Origin of the sequence: Spirillospora sp. NPDC052242 (assembly GCF_040679555.1) — a bacterium.
GTDB lineage: Bacteria > Actinomycetota > Actinomycetes > Streptosporangiales > Streptosporangiaceae > Spirillospora.
In genome coordinates this window covers 1-15,659 of the sequence record NZ_JBFAUZ010000043.1, presented here as the reverse complement: position 1 = coordinate 15,659, position 15,659 = coordinate 1, and the positions used below count along the sequence as shown (strand labels likewise).

General features: G+C 72.4%; 18 protein-coding genes. 7 read left to right on the top strand and 11 right to left on the bottom strand.

What is annotated here, in order from left to right:
- Positions 1–15: 15 nt before the first annotated feature.
- Positions 16–783, bottom strand: coding sequence for a DeoR/GlpR family DNA-binding transcription regulator (locus AB0L25_RS29935; protein ID WP_500176070.1), 768 nt, complete (start codon positions 781–783; stop codon positions 16–18).
- A gap of 264 nt (positions 784–1,047) precedes the next feature.
- On the bottom strand, positions 1,048–2,412 hold the full coding sequence (gene nagA / locus AB0L25_RS29930) for an N-acetylglucosamine-6-phosphate deacetylase (protein ID WP_500176069.1): 1,365 nt from the start codon (positions 2,410–2,412) through the stop codon (positions 1,048–1,050).
- Between nagA and AB0L25_RS29925 the strand changes: the two genes are divergently transcribed.
- A complete protein-coding gene (locus tag AB0L25_RS29925) occupies positions 2,407–3,552 on the top strand; it encodes an ROK family protein (RefSeq protein ID WP_500176068.1) in 1,146 nt (381 codons plus the stop codon). The genes nagA and AB0L25_RS29925 overlap by 6 nt on opposite strands.
- On the opposite strand, the gene AB0L25_RS29920 is transcribed toward AB0L25_RS29925, so the two are convergent.
- Positions 3,547–4,362 carry a phytanoyl-CoA dioxygenase family protein gene (locus tag AB0L25_RS29920; protein WP_500176067.1) on the bottom strand — a complete coding sequence of 272 codons (816 nt, stop codon included), beginning with the start codon at positions 4,360–4,362 and terminating at the stop codon, positions 3,547–3,549. The genes AB0L25_RS29925 and AB0L25_RS29920 overlap by 6 nt on opposite strands.
- Before the next feature lie 128 nt (positions 4,363–4,490).
- Here AB0L25_RS29920 and AB0L25_RS29915 point away from each other — a divergent pair, with 128 nt between their 5' ends.
- Positions 4,491–5,324: an AraC family transcriptional regulator gene (locus tag AB0L25_RS29915; RefSeq protein ID WP_500176066.1), complete on the top strand. Its 834-nt coding sequence runs from the start codon at positions 4,491–4,493 to the stop codon at positions 5,322–5,324.
- Between the two features lie 32 nt (positions 5,325–5,356).
- Positions 5,357–5,587: a hypothetical protein gene (locus AB0L25_RS29910; protein ID WP_500176065.1), complete on the top strand. Its 231-nt coding sequence runs from the start codon at positions 5,357–5,359 to the stop codon at positions 5,585–5,587.
- A 35-nt stretch (positions 5,588–5,622) separates the two neighbouring features.
- Here the strand turns inward: AB0L25_RS29910 and AB0L25_RS29905 are convergent, their stop codons facing one another.
- Positions 5,623–6,483, bottom strand: coding sequence for a LysR family transcriptional regulator (locus tag AB0L25_RS29905; protein ID WP_500176064.1), 861 nt, complete (start codon positions 6,481–6,483; stop codon positions 5,623–5,625).
- A gap of 84 nt (positions 6,484–6,567) precedes the next feature.
- On the opposite strand from AB0L25_RS29905, the gene AB0L25_RS29900 reads away from it, so the two are divergent.
- Complete coding sequence (locus tag AB0L25_RS29900; protein ID WP_500176063.1) at positions 6,568–7,293, top strand: SDR family oxidoreductase; 726 nt, start codon at positions 6,568–6,570, stop codon at positions 7,291–7,293.
- A 25-nt stretch (positions 7,294–7,318) separates the two neighbouring features.
- Here the strand turns inward: AB0L25_RS29900 and AB0L25_RS29895 are convergent, their stop codons facing one another.
- From AB0L25_RS29895 to AB0L25_RS29885, 3 genes are all read right to left on the bottom strand, one after another.
- Positions 7,319–8,113 carry a serine hydrolase domain-containing protein gene (locus tag AB0L25_RS29895; RefSeq protein WP_500176062.1) on the bottom strand — a complete coding sequence of 265 codons (795 nt, stop codon included), beginning with the start codon at positions 8,111–8,113 and terminating at the stop codon, positions 7,319–7,321.
- A gap of 20 nt (positions 8,114–8,133) precedes the next feature.
- Positions 8,134–8,871 (bottom strand): phosphotransferase enzyme family protein, encoded by a 738-nt coding sequence (locus tag AB0L25_RS29890; protein WP_500176061.1) that lies wholly within the window; start codon positions 8,869–8,871, stop codon positions 8,134–8,136.
- Positions 8,872–9,147: 276 nt separating this feature from the next.
- Entirely contained in the window at positions 9,148–9,708 is a 561-nt protein-coding gene (locus AB0L25_RS29885; RefSeq protein WP_500176121.1) for a GNAT family N-acetyltransferase, read from the bottom strand.
- 159 nt (positions 9,709–9,867) lie between these two features.
- Here AB0L25_RS29885 and AB0L25_RS29880 point away from each other — a divergent pair, with 159 nt between their 5' ends.
- Entirely contained in the window at positions 9,868–10,422 is a 555-nt protein-coding gene (locus AB0L25_RS29880) for a dihydrofolate reductase family protein (protein ID WP_500176060.1), read from the top strand.
- 114 nt (positions 10,423–10,536) lie between these two features.
- Here AB0L25_RS29880 and AB0L25_RS29875 read toward each other — a convergent pair whose 3' ends face one another.
- Positions 10,537–10,896, bottom strand: coding sequence for an ArsR/SmtB family transcription factor (locus tag AB0L25_RS29875; RefSeq protein ID WP_500176059.1), 360 nt, complete (start codon positions 10,894–10,896; stop codon positions 10,537–10,539).
- A gap of 53 nt (positions 10,897–10,949) precedes the next feature.
- Between AB0L25_RS29875 and AB0L25_RS29870 the strand changes: the two genes are divergently transcribed.
- Positions 10,950–12,035 (top strand): cation diffusion facilitator family transporter, encoded by a 1,086-nt coding sequence (locus tag AB0L25_RS29870; protein WP_500176058.1) that lies wholly within the window; start codon positions 10,950–10,952, stop codon positions 12,033–12,035.
- 32 nt (positions 12,036–12,067) lie between these two features.
- On the opposite strand, the gene AB0L25_RS29865 is transcribed toward AB0L25_RS29870, so the two are convergent.
- From AB0L25_RS29865 to AB0L25_RS29855, 3 genes are read right to left on the bottom strand one after another with little or no spacing between them, the layout of a single operon-like run.
- Complete coding sequence (locus AB0L25_RS29865; protein WP_500176057.1) at positions 12,068–13,042, bottom strand: ABC transporter substrate-binding protein; 975 nt, start codon at positions 13,040–13,042, stop codon at positions 12,068–12,070.
- Entirely contained in the window at positions 13,039–13,821 is a 783-nt protein-coding gene (locus AB0L25_RS29860; RefSeq protein WP_500176056.1) for an ABC transporter ATP-binding protein, read from the bottom strand. The genes AB0L25_RS29865 and AB0L25_RS29860 overlap by 4 nt, the downstream gene beginning before the upstream one ends.
- On the bottom strand, positions 13,821–14,840 hold the full coding sequence (locus AB0L25_RS29855; protein WP_500176055.1) for a FecCD family ABC transporter permease: 1,020 nt from the start codon (positions 14,838–14,840) through the stop codon (positions 13,821–13,823). The genes AB0L25_RS29860 and AB0L25_RS29855 overlap by 1 nt, the downstream gene beginning before the upstream one ends.
- Positions 14,841–15,120: 280 nt before the next feature.
- Here AB0L25_RS29855 and AB0L25_RS29850 point away from each other — a divergent pair, with 280 nt between their 5' ends.
- A complete protein-coding gene (locus AB0L25_RS29850) occupies positions 15,121–15,579 on the top strand; it encodes a nuclear transport factor 2 family protein (RefSeq protein WP_500176054.1) in 459 nt (152 codons plus the stop codon).
- Positions 15,580–15,659: the final 80 nt, after the last annotated feature.

Genomic DNA, 15,659 nt, shown 5'->3' with positions numbered 1-15,659 from the left:
CCCGGCCGTCCTGTGTCAGTCGGTCACCGTGACGAGGCCGCCGGATCCCTCCAGGGCCTCGCGCAGTGCCGGGGACGGAGCCTCGTCGGTGATCAGCCCGTCGATCTCGTCCAGCCCGCACACCCGGTGCGCCGCGACGCGGCCGAGCTTGCGGGAATCGGCGAGGACGTACGAGCGCACCGTGTTCGCGATCATGATGCGGCGGCTCGCGACCTCGTCCAGGTGGTAGTCGGTCAACCCCGCGGCCGGGTCCACGCCGCCGGAGCCGAGGAAGGCGACGTCGGCGTTCAGGTCGGCGAAGAACCGCATGGCGGGCTCGCCCGCGCAGGCGAGGTCGCCCGCCCGCAGCCGGCCCCCCGACACCAGCACCTCGACGCCCGGCCTGCCCGCGAGTTCCGCGGCCGCGAGCAGGGAGCAGGTCGCGACGATGCCGTGGTGGTCCTGGGGCAGCGCCCGCGCCACCTCCAGCGCGGTGGTCCCCACATCGATGATCACGGTCTGCCCCGGCCGCACCAGCGCGGCGGCGGCGCGGCCGATGGCCGCCTTGGCCTCGCGGTCCGAGCTCGACCGCTCGGCGAACGGCGCCTCCTCGCCGGAGCCGCCGACGACGCTGGTCGCGCCGCCGTGCACCCGCACCAGCGAGCCGCGCCGCTCCAGAACGAGCAGATCACGGCGGACCGTCTCGGCGGACACCCCGAGCAGCCCGGCGAGCTCCTCGGTCCTGACCACGGAGCGGTCGCGGAGCGCGTCGCGGATGCGGCGGTGCCGCTCAGCCGCGAGCACGACGGCTGACCGTTTTTGTGGAAGATTGACCGAACATGTGGGAAAGTCTGGAGAAGCTTTCGGCTCCCGTCAAGAGGCGTGCAGGTCAAATGCCTAAAATCTTCAGCCGAAACGAGAACCGGCCCCGGAACCGAGGGGTTCCGGGGCCGGGCGGTGGCGGCCGCGTTCCACGATGACGTAGTGGACGTGCCCGCCGCTCATGGCATGAGGCTGAACCGGCGCCGGGCCGGGCGGTACCGACTATCGGACGGCGACGGCCGGGCCCTACGCCGCTCCGCCCGGGGCGGCGTCTGCGCTCGTCGCCAGTGTTCCGTGGACGACCTCGCCGTCGGCGATGACCGTGCGAACGTGCAGGCCGTCCGTGAGGACGACGAGGTCGGCGTCCTTGCCGGGTTCGATGCTCCCGGTGCGGTCTCCCAGCCCGAGCATGCGCGCCGGTGTGGTGGCGGCGGCGACGGCGGCCCGGGTGATCGGGATCCCGACGCAGCGCACGGCGTGCCGCAGGGCGCGGTCCATCGTGAGAGTGCTGCCCGCGTTGGTGACGCCGTCGAGCAGCGTGACCTTGCCGTCGCGGGCGAGGACGGGCAGCGGGCCCAGGTCGAACCGCCCGTCGCTCACCCCGGCCGCCGGGGTGGCATCGGTGACCAGCGCGATGCGCTCGGCGCCCGCCGCGGCGAACGCGAGGCGCGTGGTCGCGCTGTGCAAGTGGACGCCGTCGTTGATGAGCTCGCATGTGACGTTGTCGTGGGTGAGCGCGGCGACCGCCGGACCCGGTTCTCGATGGTGGAACGGCCGCATCGCGTTGAACAGGTGGGTGGCCATGCCGGCGCCGGCATCGAACGCCCGGTGCGCCTCGTCGTAGCTCGCGTCGGTGTGCCCCACCGCCACGACCGCGCCCGAGGCGACGACTTCGCGGACGAGGTCCATCCCGCCGTCCAGCTCGGGGGCGAGGGTGACGGTGCGGACGGCGCCGTCGCCGCTGGCGAGCAGGTGCCGCAACGCGCCGACGTCCGGTGCGAGGACGTAGTCGCGGTGATGGGCGCCGCGGTGGTTCGGGTTGAGGAACGGCCCTTCGAGGTGGATACCGGCGATCGACCGGTGCAGCGGGTCGGACGACCGCATGAGGGCGGCCACGGTGCGGGCCGCGGCCGCCATCTCCTCGACCGGTGAGGTGACGAGGCTGGCCAGCGTGCGCGTGGTTCCGTGGCGGCGGTGGAACGCGATCGCCCGCAGGATCTCCGCTGGATCCTCCGTGGTGACCTGAGCGCCGTCGCCGCCGTGCATGTGCAGGTCCACGAACCCGGGCAGGACGTAGTCCGAGCCGAGATCATGGACCGCGGCGTCGGCCGACGGGGGATCTCCGGCTCCCACGGCCGAGATCCGGTTGCCGTCCAGGGCGACCCATCCAGGGTCCAGCACCCGGTCGGGGGTCACTACGCGGGCGTTGGCGAGGATCATGACCATCAGACTCCCTAGGTGGGCGTGTACATCCTCGGGGTGGTCGGCCCATATTATTTTCGCGAGGAGAAAAAAATCTAGATGGGACGTGGACATGTGGCTGCGACCGGTGTGCCGGGTGCCGGTGACGACGGCGGGTCGGCGGCGGGACGCGTCCTGACGCTGTTGCATCGGCGCGGCCCGCTGACCCGCGCGGCGGTCACGGCCGAACTCGGCCTGGCCGCGAGCGCGGTGGGCACCGCCCTGGGCGACCTGACGGCACTGGAACTGGTCCGCATCGGCGAACCGCGGCGCGCCGCCCCCGGCGCCCCGACCGGACGCGGCAGGCCGTCTCCCGTCGTCGAGGTGAATCCCGACGGCCCCGTGGCCGTCGCCGTCCAGCTGAACGCGGACCGGGTCACGGTGGGCCTGGTCGGTCTGGACCGCAGGGTCGGCCACGTCAGCAAGCACCCTCTGGACGGCTCCGAGACGGAACCGGCCTCCCTCATACCGGCACTGGCGGACGCCGTCTCCGCTGCGGCCCGCCGGACCGAGCGCCGATGCGTCGGGGTGTGCGTCGCGATGCCGGGCTTCATCAGGGAATCCGACGGCTTCGTCCGGTCCGCCTTGCACCTGGGCTGGAACGAAGTGCCCCTCGGGCAGGAACTGGGCGGCATGTCGCCGAACGGTGTCCCCGTCGCCGTGGGGCGGGCCGCCACGCTGGCCGCCCTCGCCGAGTTCCGTTACGGGGCCGGACGCGGCGCCGCGAGCATGCTGGGGCTGAGCAGCGAGCGTGTCGGCGTCGGCGGCGGGTTCATCGACGCGGGCGTACCGCTCACCGGGGACGGCCACGCCCTGGAAGCCGGCCACATCATCGTCGAGCCGGGCGGCCTGCGATGCCCGTGCGGTGCGCGCGGCTGCCTGGAGATGTACGCCGATTCGCGCGCGCTGCTGCGTGCCGCCGGTCGTCCCCGCCGACGCGGCGATGAGGAGACCGTCACCACGATTTTCGATGACGCCGCGGTCGGCGACCACGCCGCACAGGAGGCGGTCCGCCTCACCGCCGGCCACCTGGTCACGGGCTTGACCAGCCTCGTCAACACGCTGGCCCCGGAGCGCGTGGTGCTCATGGGCTTTCTGGCCGCCCTGTACCGCGCCTCCGAGGACTTCGTGCGCGATGGGCTGACGTCGTCCTCCGCCGTCGTTCGCGCCGGCCGCGTCGAGATCGTCACAGGTGACCTCCGGCATGCCGCTCTCGTCGGCGCGGCCGAACGAGCCTTCGCCCCGCTGCTGAGGCGACCGCGTGCCATCCTGCGCGGCGAGCCGTCATGAGGCCGACTGCCGTCGCGTCTTCGTGGCGGGCGCCGGGGCGGGGACGTTGGGGAAGTGCTCGTCGGGCAGCGGGTCTCCCACACCCAGGCCGAGCGGGTCGGTGACGGGGTGCGCGGGCCCGGCCGCGAGCGTCAGGTCGGCGTCCACGTAGATGACGACGTGGGCGATGCGCGGGTCGTCGGTGAAGTTGGGTGTGGCGCTGTGCGCGAGCCGGGAGTTGTGGAAGGTGCAGTCGCCCGCCCGCAGGGGGACGGTGACGCGCCGCTCCCAGGCCAGCTCGGGCGCGACGGCGAACATGTCGGCGTGGTCGGACAGGTCCTGCGGCCGGAGCCCGTCCAGGTGCTGGGAACCGGGGATGAACGTCATGCAGCCACGCTCGACCGGCACGTCCACCAGCGCCACCCAGGCCGAGAGCGCGTGGCGGGAGCCGGCGTGGGGCCAGTACGGCTGGTCCTGGTGGAACTCGGTGGCGGCTCCGTTGTGCGGGTCCTTGATCAGGAGCTGGTCGTGCCACAACCGCAGCGGAATTCCCGCGAGCCGGGTCGCGATGGCCGCCAGGTCCGGGTGCAGGGTGAGCTCGCGCAGCGTGGCGTCCCGGCGCCAGAGCTGGAGCAGCTGGGTGAAGATCATCCCGTCGTGGTTGTCGCGGACCTTGTGCCGCACCGCCAGCGCGGCGTCGGCGAACCGGGCGGCGTCGGCCCGGGACAGCACTCCGGGCAGGTGGACGAAACCATCACGACGGTAGGCGGAAACGACGTCCTCGGAGAGGTTCTCCGGTGTCGTACGGGGACGCGCGGTGCCGGCGGTCATGCTCATCTTCCTCGCCTTGGTGGGGATTCTCTTGCGAGAAGAATCGCGATCGGACCGCCGGCCCGGCTAGCACACAAGCCCGGCACGTATAGCACAATCTTGACGACCGCCTCGCGAAGGGAGCCACGGTGCATCGCGTACGGCGAGCGGAGGTCTTCCCGCCGGGCGGGCCGCACATCATCGCCGAGCGGTACGAGCTGCGCAGCGAGACCTCCGCCCACAGCCATGACTTCATCGAGCTGGCCGTGGTGACCGGCGGAACCGCGACGCACCTCTCGGCCGCCGGTGAGCGGGAGCTGGGCCGCGGCTCGGTGGCGATGCTGCGGCCGGGGGACTGGCACGGCTACCGGGACTGCCGCCGGTTGATCGTCCACAACCTGTACGTCGGCCCGGAGGTCTTCCAGCGCGAGCTGGCCTGGCTGCGCGCCGACCCGCGGCTCGGGCCGGCGCTGCACGGCGCCGGCCACCCGCTCCGGCTCGACCCCGCCATGCTGAGCGTCGTCGAGACGGGTCTGGCGGTCATCTGCGACCGGCCTCCGCCGCAGACCGCTCATGCCGTCCGGGTGGGAATGCTGCTCTGCCTGCTGGGCGGCATGGCGGAGTCCCTTCCCGCCGCCCCGGTGAGGCAGGCCCATCCGGCGGTGCTGGCCGCAGCCCGGCTTCTGGAGGACGACGTCCAGCACGCCTGGAACCTGGACGAACTGGCGGCCGCGGTGAACGTGTCGCCGCCCCACCTGGCCCGCCTGTTCACCGCGCAACTGGGCGTTCCGCCCATGAGCTTCCTGGGCAGGCTGCGCGCCGAACGCGCCGCGGCCCTGCTCATCGAGACCGACCTGCCCGTCGCGGCGGTCGGGAGGCAGGTGGGCTGGCACGACCCCAACTACGCCAGCCGCCGTTTCCGGCAGTTCTTCGCCCTCAGCCCGGCGACCTACCGCACCCGCTTCCGCCCCGGCGAGCGTTGACCCTCGGGTGCGGTGCCGGGGCGCATGTCGCGGTGGACGAGGTCGAACCCTGGTCAACGGCCGTTCCCTCGGCCGCGAACCGGCCGGCGAACGCCACCGGTTCCGGTCGAGGCGGTCGACGTCCTGATCGTCTCGCCGTGGTGTTCGGAGCGCTGGACGGCGATGAACGGCTCGGCGCGCAGGCCGAAGACGATCTGGCGGTAGCAGGAGGCGGGCCGTCGGTGGCCGGTGATGTCTTCGCCGACCGCTTCTTCACCACCTGAACCACCGCGGTCCCGGAGCCGGGCCGACGGCCGTGCTACGGCCCGTCGTGGAGCCCGGCCGCCGAACGGACGAGCGAGGCGACCGCTAGGGAGCGGCTGCTCGGCGGCCACGCGATCACCGTGGTGACCTCCGGCGCGTCGACGACGGGCACCGCGACGTGCTCGGGCCACTGCCAGGCCCGGCTGGAGGCGGGGATGACGAGCAGCGTCCTGCCGAGCGCCACGAGCTGGGCGAGTTGCGACTGCGTGCGCACCTCCGGCCCGGGCCCGTCCGGGTAGGTTCCGTCGAGCCGGGGCCACCGGGCGATCGGCAGGTCCGGGACGTCCTGGACGTCCGCCAGCGTGAGCCGTTCGCGCGACGCGAGCGGATGCGCGGCGGGGAGGATCGCGACCTGGCCTTCGACGTAGAGGTCCTCGGTGTCGAACCCGGCGAGGTCGTCGTACGGGCGGTGCATGAGCGCCACGTCGGCGCGCCCGTCGCGGAGCAGTTTCGCCTGCTCGCCGACCTCGCAGAGGAGGACCTCGACCGGTGCCGCGCCGGCGTCGCCCGCGACCGCGTCGAGGAGCCTCCGCAGCAGTTCGTGGGACGCCCCCGCCTTCGTCGCGAGCACCAGCGGCCGGTCCGGGTCCGCGGCCCGCCGCGTCCGGCGCGCGGCGGCGCCGACCGCGTCGAGGACCGCTCTGGCCTCGCGGAGCAGCACCTCGCCGGCGTCGGTGAGCGTCGCCCCCCGGCGGTTCCGGTCGAGGAGCCGGACGCCGAGCCGCTGCTCCATCCCGCGGATCGCGCGGGACAGCGGCGGCTGCGCGATCCCGAGCCGGTCGGCGGCGCGTCCGAAGTGCAGTTCCTCCGCGACGGCGACGAAGTAGCGGAGCTCGCGGGTCTCGAGATCGTGCACGGACGGAGCCTACCCGCCCGATACCCGGCGAGTATCACAGCCCACTGAATCGATCTTGGACGGCGCCCCCGCGGACCGCCGAGGATGGCTCCCGTGAACGACACGAAAATCGCGCTGGTCACCGGCGCGAACAAGGGAATCGGCTTCGCCATCGCACACGGACTCGGAAAGATCGGCTTCACGGTGGCGGTGGGCGCCCGCGACGACGCCCGGCGCGAGGAGGCCGTCGAGCGGCTGCGCGCCGACGGCGTCGACGCGTTCGGGGTCGCACTGGACGTCACGTCCGACGACAGCGCGGCCGCGGCGGCGGCGACCATCGAGCGGACGGCCGGGCGGCTCGACGCGCTCGTCAACAACGCGGGCATCGGCGGCCGGACCGACGGCGGCGCGCAGGACCCGACGACGCTCGACCTCGACGTCGTCCGCACCGTCCTCGACACCAACGTGTTCGGGGTTGTCCGGGTGACGAACGCGATGCTCCCGCTACTGGCCCGCTCCGGCTCGCCGCGCATCGTCAACATGTCGAGCAACATGGGCTCGCTGACGCTGCGGACCGGTCCGATCATGGCCGCGTACGCGCCGTCGAAGTCGATGCTCAACAGCATCACGGCCCAGTACGCCCGCCGGCTCGCCGACACGGACATCATCGTGAACGCCGCCTGCCCCGGCTACGTGGCGACCGACTTCACCGGCTTCAACGCGCCGCGGACGCCCGAGCAGGGCGCGGCGATCGCGATCCGCCTCGCGACCCTCCCGGACGACGGTCCGCGCGGCGGCTTCTTCGACGACGAGGGCGCCGTCCCCTGGTGACCGCGTTCGTGCGGCCGGCGAGCGTTCAGGCTCGTCCGGCCGCGCGGACGTCGGCCCGGCCCGTGTGCAGGTAGCGCGCACGGCCCTCGCCGTCATCGCCCGGGAACGCGACGGGCCCGTGGCCGGGTTCGGCGGGCAGCAGGGAGTCGCCCCGCAGGCCGAGCAGTTCCGTCCGGTACGGCCCCCAGGCCGTCCCCCAGCCGATGCCGGGCAGGTCGACCTGCGGCTCGCGCATGGCCCGCAGCCCCTCGTCGGCCAGGTGCGCCCGGGCGAAGGCCAGCAGGTCGCGCGGGGTCATGGCGAGCATCGACCCGGCGGGCGCGTTCGAGCGCGCCATCGCCCAGACTGGGGCGGGCCGCCCGCCGAGGTGCCCCACCGCCGCGCGATGCAGGATCGCCTCGTACGGATCGTTCGAGGCGTGGGTCATGTGCAGGGGCGTGAACAGGTGGTCCCGCATGCACCGGTCGAACGGCTCGCCCCGCACCTCGAACCCGGCCGTGTGGGACAGCAGCTGCCGGACGGTCGCGTCCCGGAAGCCGGGAAGGTACGTCGCCACCGGCGCGTCGAGTTCGACCAGCCCCTCCGCGACGTGCTGCATCACCAGCGTCGCCGTCAGCACCTTGGTGATCGACCCGATCTGGAACACCGAGTCGACCGTCGCCTCCACTCCCGTCGCCGTGCTCAGCACCCCCGCCGCCGCCTCGACCACCCGCCCCCCGGCGTCCACGGCGACCGCCGCCCCCGGCACCCCGTGCTCCTCGGCCAGCCCCGGCAGCCGCTCCCGCAGCCACCCCCCGACCTCATCGATCTCCATCCTCATCGGCCCGCCGTAGACGGCTGTCAGGGCATGCGGCTCGATGTCAGCCGGGCCGCGATCGCGGGCCCTTCCCGGGCGAGCCACGCTTCGGCCCGCGGCATGCGGTCCTTGACGCCTCGATCCCAGAAGCGCCGGAACACCGGGTCGACCTCGGCGGACGCACGGCTGGCCAGGTGGAACCGATGAACCATGCGCCCGGCCAGAGGGACCAGTTCACGACGCTGTTCGCCGGACATCCCGTAGGCGTCGGCGAACACGGCCACGCGGTGCGGGATGTCCGCTTCCGCCAGGGCGGGGGGCCGGTCCTCGGGATGCAGCAGCGGCGCCCACCAGTAGAGGGCGTTGGCGATGTCGTAGACCCGGGTGGTCGGCCGGGCGAGGTCGAAGTCGATGAGAGCCGCGGGGAGCCCGTCGCGGAAGACCACGTTGCCCGGGCAGTAGTCGCGGTGCCCGACCAGCTCGGCGTCGGTATCGATGAGCGGAATGTCCTGAGTTCCGGGCAGCGTCGCCCAGACGGCGTCCCGGGGCGGTGCCCAGCCCTGCGCGGCGTCGTGGAGCCGTCGGATGAGACGAGCCAGAGCGGCGAGGACGTCCTCACCCGTCGCCCAGGGCGGGAGCGGCTCTCTCGGGACGTCGCCCGGCACGAAGGAGAGCACCTCACGGCCCTGGTCGTCGATCCCCAGCGGCTTCGGGGCGGCTGGGAAACCGGCCCGGTGAAGGTGCGAGAGGTAGGCATGGATCGTCCCGGTGAAGGGCCTCACCGGACGACGGACGGTGTCCGCGACCCGAACGATGCCAGGCGTCACACCGTCCCCACCGAGCGGCTCCTCGCCCGGGACCGCTTGATCACTTCGCATGCCGTTCCTCAGGGTCCCCGGTTCGGCCGGACGCCGGCAGGTCTCGGCGTCCGAGAACGTACTAGGGCCGCTGCCACCGTTCGCCGCATCGCCATGCTTCGTAGGTTAGTCACGCGGCCCGTATCGCCGCTCTCGCAGGGCTTCGGTCGGGTCAGGCCGGGTGTCCCGGCAGGCGCATCGTCACCCCGTACGGCGATTTCGCCGCGCCGACGACGAGGAGCGGTGTTGGTAGACGGCCATCGTCAGGCGCGGATAGAAGTCGGCGGGCAGCGTCACGCTTCGCCGCCAGCCCAGCCGCCGGTACAGGCGTGCCGCGGGAGCACCGGGGTGCGTGATCAGCCAGGCGGTGTCCCAGCCGTCGACGGCCAGGGTGAGCAGCGCCTCGCCCAGGCCGCGGCCCCGATGGCCGGGGTGGACGAACAGTTCGGCGAGTTCGAACGCGTTCCGGGTGATCGCGGCCGCGCGCTCGGCACCGGCGGCGCGGATGATCGTCGTGTAGAGGTCACTGCCCGCCAGATCGGGCGGTGTCGGCCAGCCGTAGCACACGCCGGCCAGCGCGCCGCGGTCTCGTGCGATCCAAGCGGCGAAGCCCGGACGGCCCGCGGACGCCGCCAGCTTCCCCGGGTATGCGGCGAGTTCCTCCGGGGACTCCGACCAGGGAGGACGGGCGTAGCAGTCGCGGTAAAGCCCGGCGATCTCGTCGGAGAATCGCAGTGTCTCCTCGCCGTTGAGTCGCAGCACGTCCAAGGGTGGCTCCTTGTTGCGACTTGAATGCTATTGCAAGAAGTATGCAATAAGAGGGAGGAGTTGAACAGAGGTCGTGACTTGATCGCCCAGCGATGAGTTCCGGTACTCCATCAGGTCTGGACTCTGGGCGATCACCCGACCAAGGAGGAATTCATGGGCAAGGTCATCTACTGGATGAACACCTCGATCGACGGATACATCGAGAGTCGCGACGGCGGCCCGGACTTCATGGAACCGGACGAGGACTTCAAGGAGGCGGCGAACGACCATGTCCGCCGTATCGCGGCGTTCCTGTTCGGGCGGCGGCTGTACGAGGCGATGGAGAAGCCCTGGACGGAGGACCTCGGCAAGGAGGGCGCCCCGGCCGTCGAGCGCGAGTTCGCCCGGCTCTACAAGGAGACGCCGCGGTACGTCTTCTCCGACACCCTGCAGACCGTCCCCGAAGGGGTCACGCTCGTCCGTCGCGAGGACGCCGTTTCCGAGGTGACGCGCCTCAAGAAGGAGATCGACGGCACCCTCCAGCTCGGCGGCGCGGAACTGGCCGTCTCCCTGCTGGACCTGGTCGACGAGTTCTGGGTGTACGCGTTCCCGGTGGTCATCGGGGGCGGCAAGCCGTACCTGCCCGTGGGACGGGACCTGCGGCTGCGCCTGGTCGAGCACCGTTCCTTCGCCTCGGGAATCATGTTCCGGCGCTACGTGCGCTCCTGACCGGCCAGGAGCGGACTCCGCGAGGCCGGTGATCGGACGTCCTGGTTCCCCCGGCCGCACCGTGGTTCGCGAGCCGCCGCCCACCGGGCGTCGGGCGGCGGCGAACCGCATCGGTCACTCGTGCGGGGGCCTGTCGGTGAGTCGGTGGTCGGCCACGCTGAGCGCTTCGTCGACCAGCCGGCGCAGGTGGCCGTCGCGGAGGGCGTAGACGACCCGCCGGCCTTCCTTGCGGGTGGTGACCAGCCCGGCCAGCCGCAGGCGGGCCAGGTGCTGGCTGACGGCGGGACGCGCGGCGCCGCAGACCTCGGTCAGCGTGGACACGTCGGCCTCGCCGGCGGCCAGGCGGTGCAGCAGGACGAGGCGCGTGCGGTCGCCGAGGAGGGCCAGGAGTTCGGCGGCGAGTGCGAACTGTTCCTCGCCCGGTTTGTGCAGGTGCGGCTCCGATGCAGGTGATAGATGCATGCGTGCGCTCATATGCACATAATGGGCGGAGGGAATGCCCGTGTCCACCCTCCTGGAGGAATCCGATGAGCGAACACCACGAGCACCGGCACCCGCATGGACACGAGGAACACCCGCACGGCGTCCGCCCGCACCGGCACGATCACGGTGCGGGCGGACGTCCCGCGCGGTGGCGGCTCCGGGTGGTGCACCTGGTGAAGCCGCACTCCCACGACTCGTCCGACAAGGTCGATACGGCACTCGAGTCGTCGGCGCAGGGCATGCGCGCCCTCTGGGTCTCGCTGGCCGTTCTGGGCGTGACGGCCGTCGTGCAGGCGGGGATCGTCGTGGTGTCCGGTTCGGTCGCGCTGCTGGGCGATACCGTGCACAACGCGGCGGACGCCTTGACGGCCGTGCCGCTGGGCGTGGCGTTCGTCCTCGGACGGCGCGCGGCGTCCCGCCGGTTCACCTACGGGTACGGACGTGCGGAGGACCTGGCGGGCATCGTCATCGTGCTGACGATCGCCGCGTCCGCCGCGTTCGCCGGGTGGACGGCCGTGCACCGGCTGCTCGACCCCCGCGAGATGGACCACGTCGGCGTCGTGGCCGCGGCCGCCGTCGTCGGGTTCCTCGGCAACGAGTGGGCGGCCCGCTATCGCATCCGCGTCGGCCGCCGGATCGGATCGGCGGCCCTGGTCGCCGACGGGCTGCACGCCCGGACCGACGGCTTCACCTCGCTGGCCGTCCTGTTCGGCGCCGGCGGTGCCGCCATCGGCTGGCCGTACGCCGACCCGATCGTCGGCCTGCTGATCACCGCCGCGATCCTGCTGGTGCTGCGGGACGCCGCCGGCGAGGTGTTCCGCCGGGTCATGGACGCCGTCGATCCCGCGCTCCTCGGCCGCGCCGAGGAGGCGCTGCGGCAGGTGCGGGGCGTGCGGGAGGTCGGCGAGCTGCGCATGCGGTGGATCGGGCACCGGCTGCGGGCCGAGGTCGCCGTCGTCGTCGACGCCGACCTCACCGTCCGGCAGGCCCACGACATCGCCGTCGACGCCGAGCACGCCCTGCTGCACGCCGTCCCCAAGCTGACCGCCGCTCTCGTGCACGCCGACCCCGCCACGGTGGGGGACGGCCCCGACCCGCACCTCGCGCTGGCGCACCACATGACCGCGTGACCGCCCGAGCCGTCAGGTGCGGGTGTGCGGGGTCATCGGTCGAGCGAGCGCAGGTACTTCCCGAACTTCTCCAGGCCGTCGATGTTGCGCGGCCCGCTGATGCCCTCGTTGTAGTCGAGGATGAAGATGTTGTCCTTCTCGATCGCGGGCAGGTCGCGGGTGTGCGGCGACTTCCTGAGGAAGTCGATCTTCTCGGCGGCGGGCTGGTCGCCGTAGTCGAGGACCATGACGACCTCGGGCCGGGCCGCCGCGACGGCCTCCCAGCCGACCTGCGTCCAGCGCTGCTGGAGGCCGTCGAAGATGTTGCGGCCGCCGGCGGTCTTGATGATGTCGTTGGGCGGCACCTGGCTGCCCGCGGTGAGCGGCTGGTCGGTGCCGGAGTCGTAGAGGAACACCGGGAGCGGGTCGCCCTTGGGCGCGGCCGCGCGCACCGCCTCGGCCCGCCTCTTCAGGTCCGCGACGACCTTGGCCGCGCGGTCCTCGACCCGGAAGATCTGGCCGAGCCGCTCCAGGTCGGCGTACAGCGCGTCGAACGGCGCGAGCCGCTCCGGGTGGCCCGGGTAGTTGAAGCAGCTCTCGGCGTGCATGAAACTCTGGATGCCGAGCCCGTCGAGGATTTCCGGCGTGATGCCGCGCTGCGGGCTGAATCCCGAGTTCCAGCCCGCCACGACGAGGTCCGCCTTCGCCTCGACGACGATCTCCTTGTTGAGCAGGTCGTCGCTCAGCATCTCGACCTTGGCGTACTCGGCGGCCCAGGGGGATTCGCTGACCGGAGGGTTGGCGGGCGGCATGACGTAGCCGTGCACATGGTCGGCGAGCCCCAGGCTGAAGAGCTTGTCGGCGCTGCCGCCCTCGTAGGCGACCGCCCTCTTCGGTACGGAGTACTCGACCGTCTCCCCGCACCTTTTCACCTTCTGCTTCGCGGCGGCGGCGTCCGATTCCACCTCCGCGCCGCAGGCACTGAGGACCAGCATGGCGCCGACGGCGGTCGCGAGGGCTCGTTTCATTTCCGGGGCCTTTCGACGGGGAGGGAGTACAGCAGTTGGGGGGAGCCCGACAGCGGGTGCGGGACGACGGTGACGTCGACGCCGAAGACGTCGGCGACCGTTTCGGGGGTGAGAACGTTCCAGGGCGTACCGGCCTTGACGAGCCGTCCCCGCGACAGGACGCCGATCCGGTCGCAGACCGCGGCGGCGAGGTTCAGGTCGTGCAGGACGACCAGCACGGTGAGCCCGACGTCCCTCAGCAGCGACAGCAGTTCGACCTGGTGCCGCACGTCGAGATGGTTGGTCGGCTCGTCCAGCACCAGGATCCGCGGTTCCTGGACCAGCGCCCGCGCCAGCAGGACGCGCTGCCGTTCGCCGCCGGACAGGCCGAGGATCCCGCGCCGGGCGAGATGGGCGACGTCCAGGCGTTCCATCGCCCGCTCGCACAACTCCCGCTCCCGGCGCGTGAGGGGAGCGTTGCCCCGTCCGTGCGGGATCCGGCCCAGGGCGACGACCTCTTCGACGGTGTAGTCGAGGTCGACCGCGCCGTCCTGGGTCATCGCCGCGACGAGCCGGGCACTGTGCCGCAGCGGCAGGTCCGACAGTTCGTCGCGGCCCAGGAAGACGGTGCCGGAGCTGGGCCGCAGGGCACGGTAGACGCACCGGAGCGCGGTCGACTTGCCGCTTCCGTTGGGGCCGATCAGACCCACGATCCGGCCGCTCGGCACCTCCAGCGACAGGTCGTCCACCAGCCTCCGGCCGTCGGTCACGACCGTCAGCCCGTTCAGTACGAGATCCATCAGCGCCCTCCGAACGAGTAGGCCCGGCGGCGCATCAGCCCGATGAACACCGGCACCCCGACCAGCGCGGTGATGGCGCCGAGCGGCAGCTCGCGGGGGGCCACCACCGTCCGCGACGCCAGGTCGACCCACACCATGAAGATCGCGCCCGTCAGCGGGGCCACGGCGAGGACGCGGGCGTGGACGGCGCCGACGACCATCCGCACCAGGTGCGGCATGACCAGCCCGACGAACCCGATGGCGCCGCTCACCGCGACCATCGCCCCGGTGATCAGGGAGACGAGCAGGAGCAGGATCCGGCGGTGCCGGTCGGGGCCGACGCCGAGGCTCGCGGCGGTCTCGTCGCCGAGCGCCAGCGCGTCCAGCACGCGCCCGTACCGGTGGAGGACGAACACGCCCGGCAGGACGACCGCGGCCACCACCGGCAGCGCGCCCCAGGACGCGGCGCCGAAACCGCCCATGGTCCAGTACAGGATCATGCTGCTCGCCTCGCCGTCCGGCGCGAAGTAGACGATCACGCTCATCAGCGCCTGGAACCCGAGCGACATCGCCACGCCCGTCAGGACGAGCCGCAACGGCGACAGGCCGCCCCGGCCGAGCGCGGCGAGGTAGACCAGCAGCGACGCCGCCAGGGCGCCGGCGAACGCGCCGGCGGACATCGCGTACACGCCGAGCCCGGCGAGGCCGCCCGTGACGGCGACGCTCACCGCGCCCACGGACGCTCCGGACGAGACGCCGAGCACGAACGGGTCGGCGAGCGCGTTGCGGACGATCGCCTGGATCGCGACGCCGACCGCGCTCAGGCCCGCGCCCACGAGCGCCGCCAGCAGGACGCGCGGCGTCCGGATCTGCCAGACGATCTGGTACGTCGCCGCCTCGCCGGCCTCGATCGTCCCGCCGGTGAGCGCGGCCCACAGGTAGCGCGCCGTGTCCACGGGCCCGATCACCGCCGCGCCGAGCCCGATCGCGACCACGATCGACGCCGCCAGGACCAGTGCCAGGACGCCGCACAGCGCCATCAGGCCCGTACGGGAAGCGATCCGTTCACGGACCCCGGAACGCGCCGCGGCCACGGAAAGAGCGGTCGAGGACATGCCACCCTTCCGACAATGAAAACGATTTTCATCGCAGAACGTACCATGGCCTGATCGTCCGGGGGCAAGGGGTGCCCGTGTCTCGCGGCCTGGGCGATGGGACCGGGACGCGGCCGACGAGATCGCCGCGCGGCGGCCCGTCCTTTGTTACGCTCCGTGAATGTCATCGCGACAGGGTGACATCGACGCGGGTCAGGGGGATGGCTTGGGCGGCGGACCGGTGTACGACGAGGGTGAAGTCCGGCGCCATCTGGAGGCCGGGAAGATCAGTGACGTCCTGGTGAGGTTCGCCAGGTACCTCGACGAGCGGAGCTGGCGGGCTTACGCGGACCTCTACACCGAGGACTGCATTCTGAACACGTCCGCGGCCACGCACCGGGGCCGTAAGGGGCTCGCCGAGTTCGTAGAGCGCGACCTCGGCGGCTACACCGCCACCCACCACGTGACCGCGAACCACTCCATCGCGATCGACCGGGACACCGCCACGGTCCGCTCGTCGCTGCACGCCACCCATGTCAGGGACGGCGACCCGGAGGACTTCTGGGCGGTCGGCGGCTGGTACGACACCATCCTGCACAGGACGTCCGAGGGCCGCTGGATGATCCACAGCGTCACCATCAACCCGGTCTGGCGCCTGGACACCCGCTCGCAGACGCCGCGCTGACGTCCGGAAAGGGGGCCGCCGGAGGCGGCCCCCGGTCCGTTCCGACGGTCAGCGGCCCTTGGCCGTCTCGCGCGGGGCCG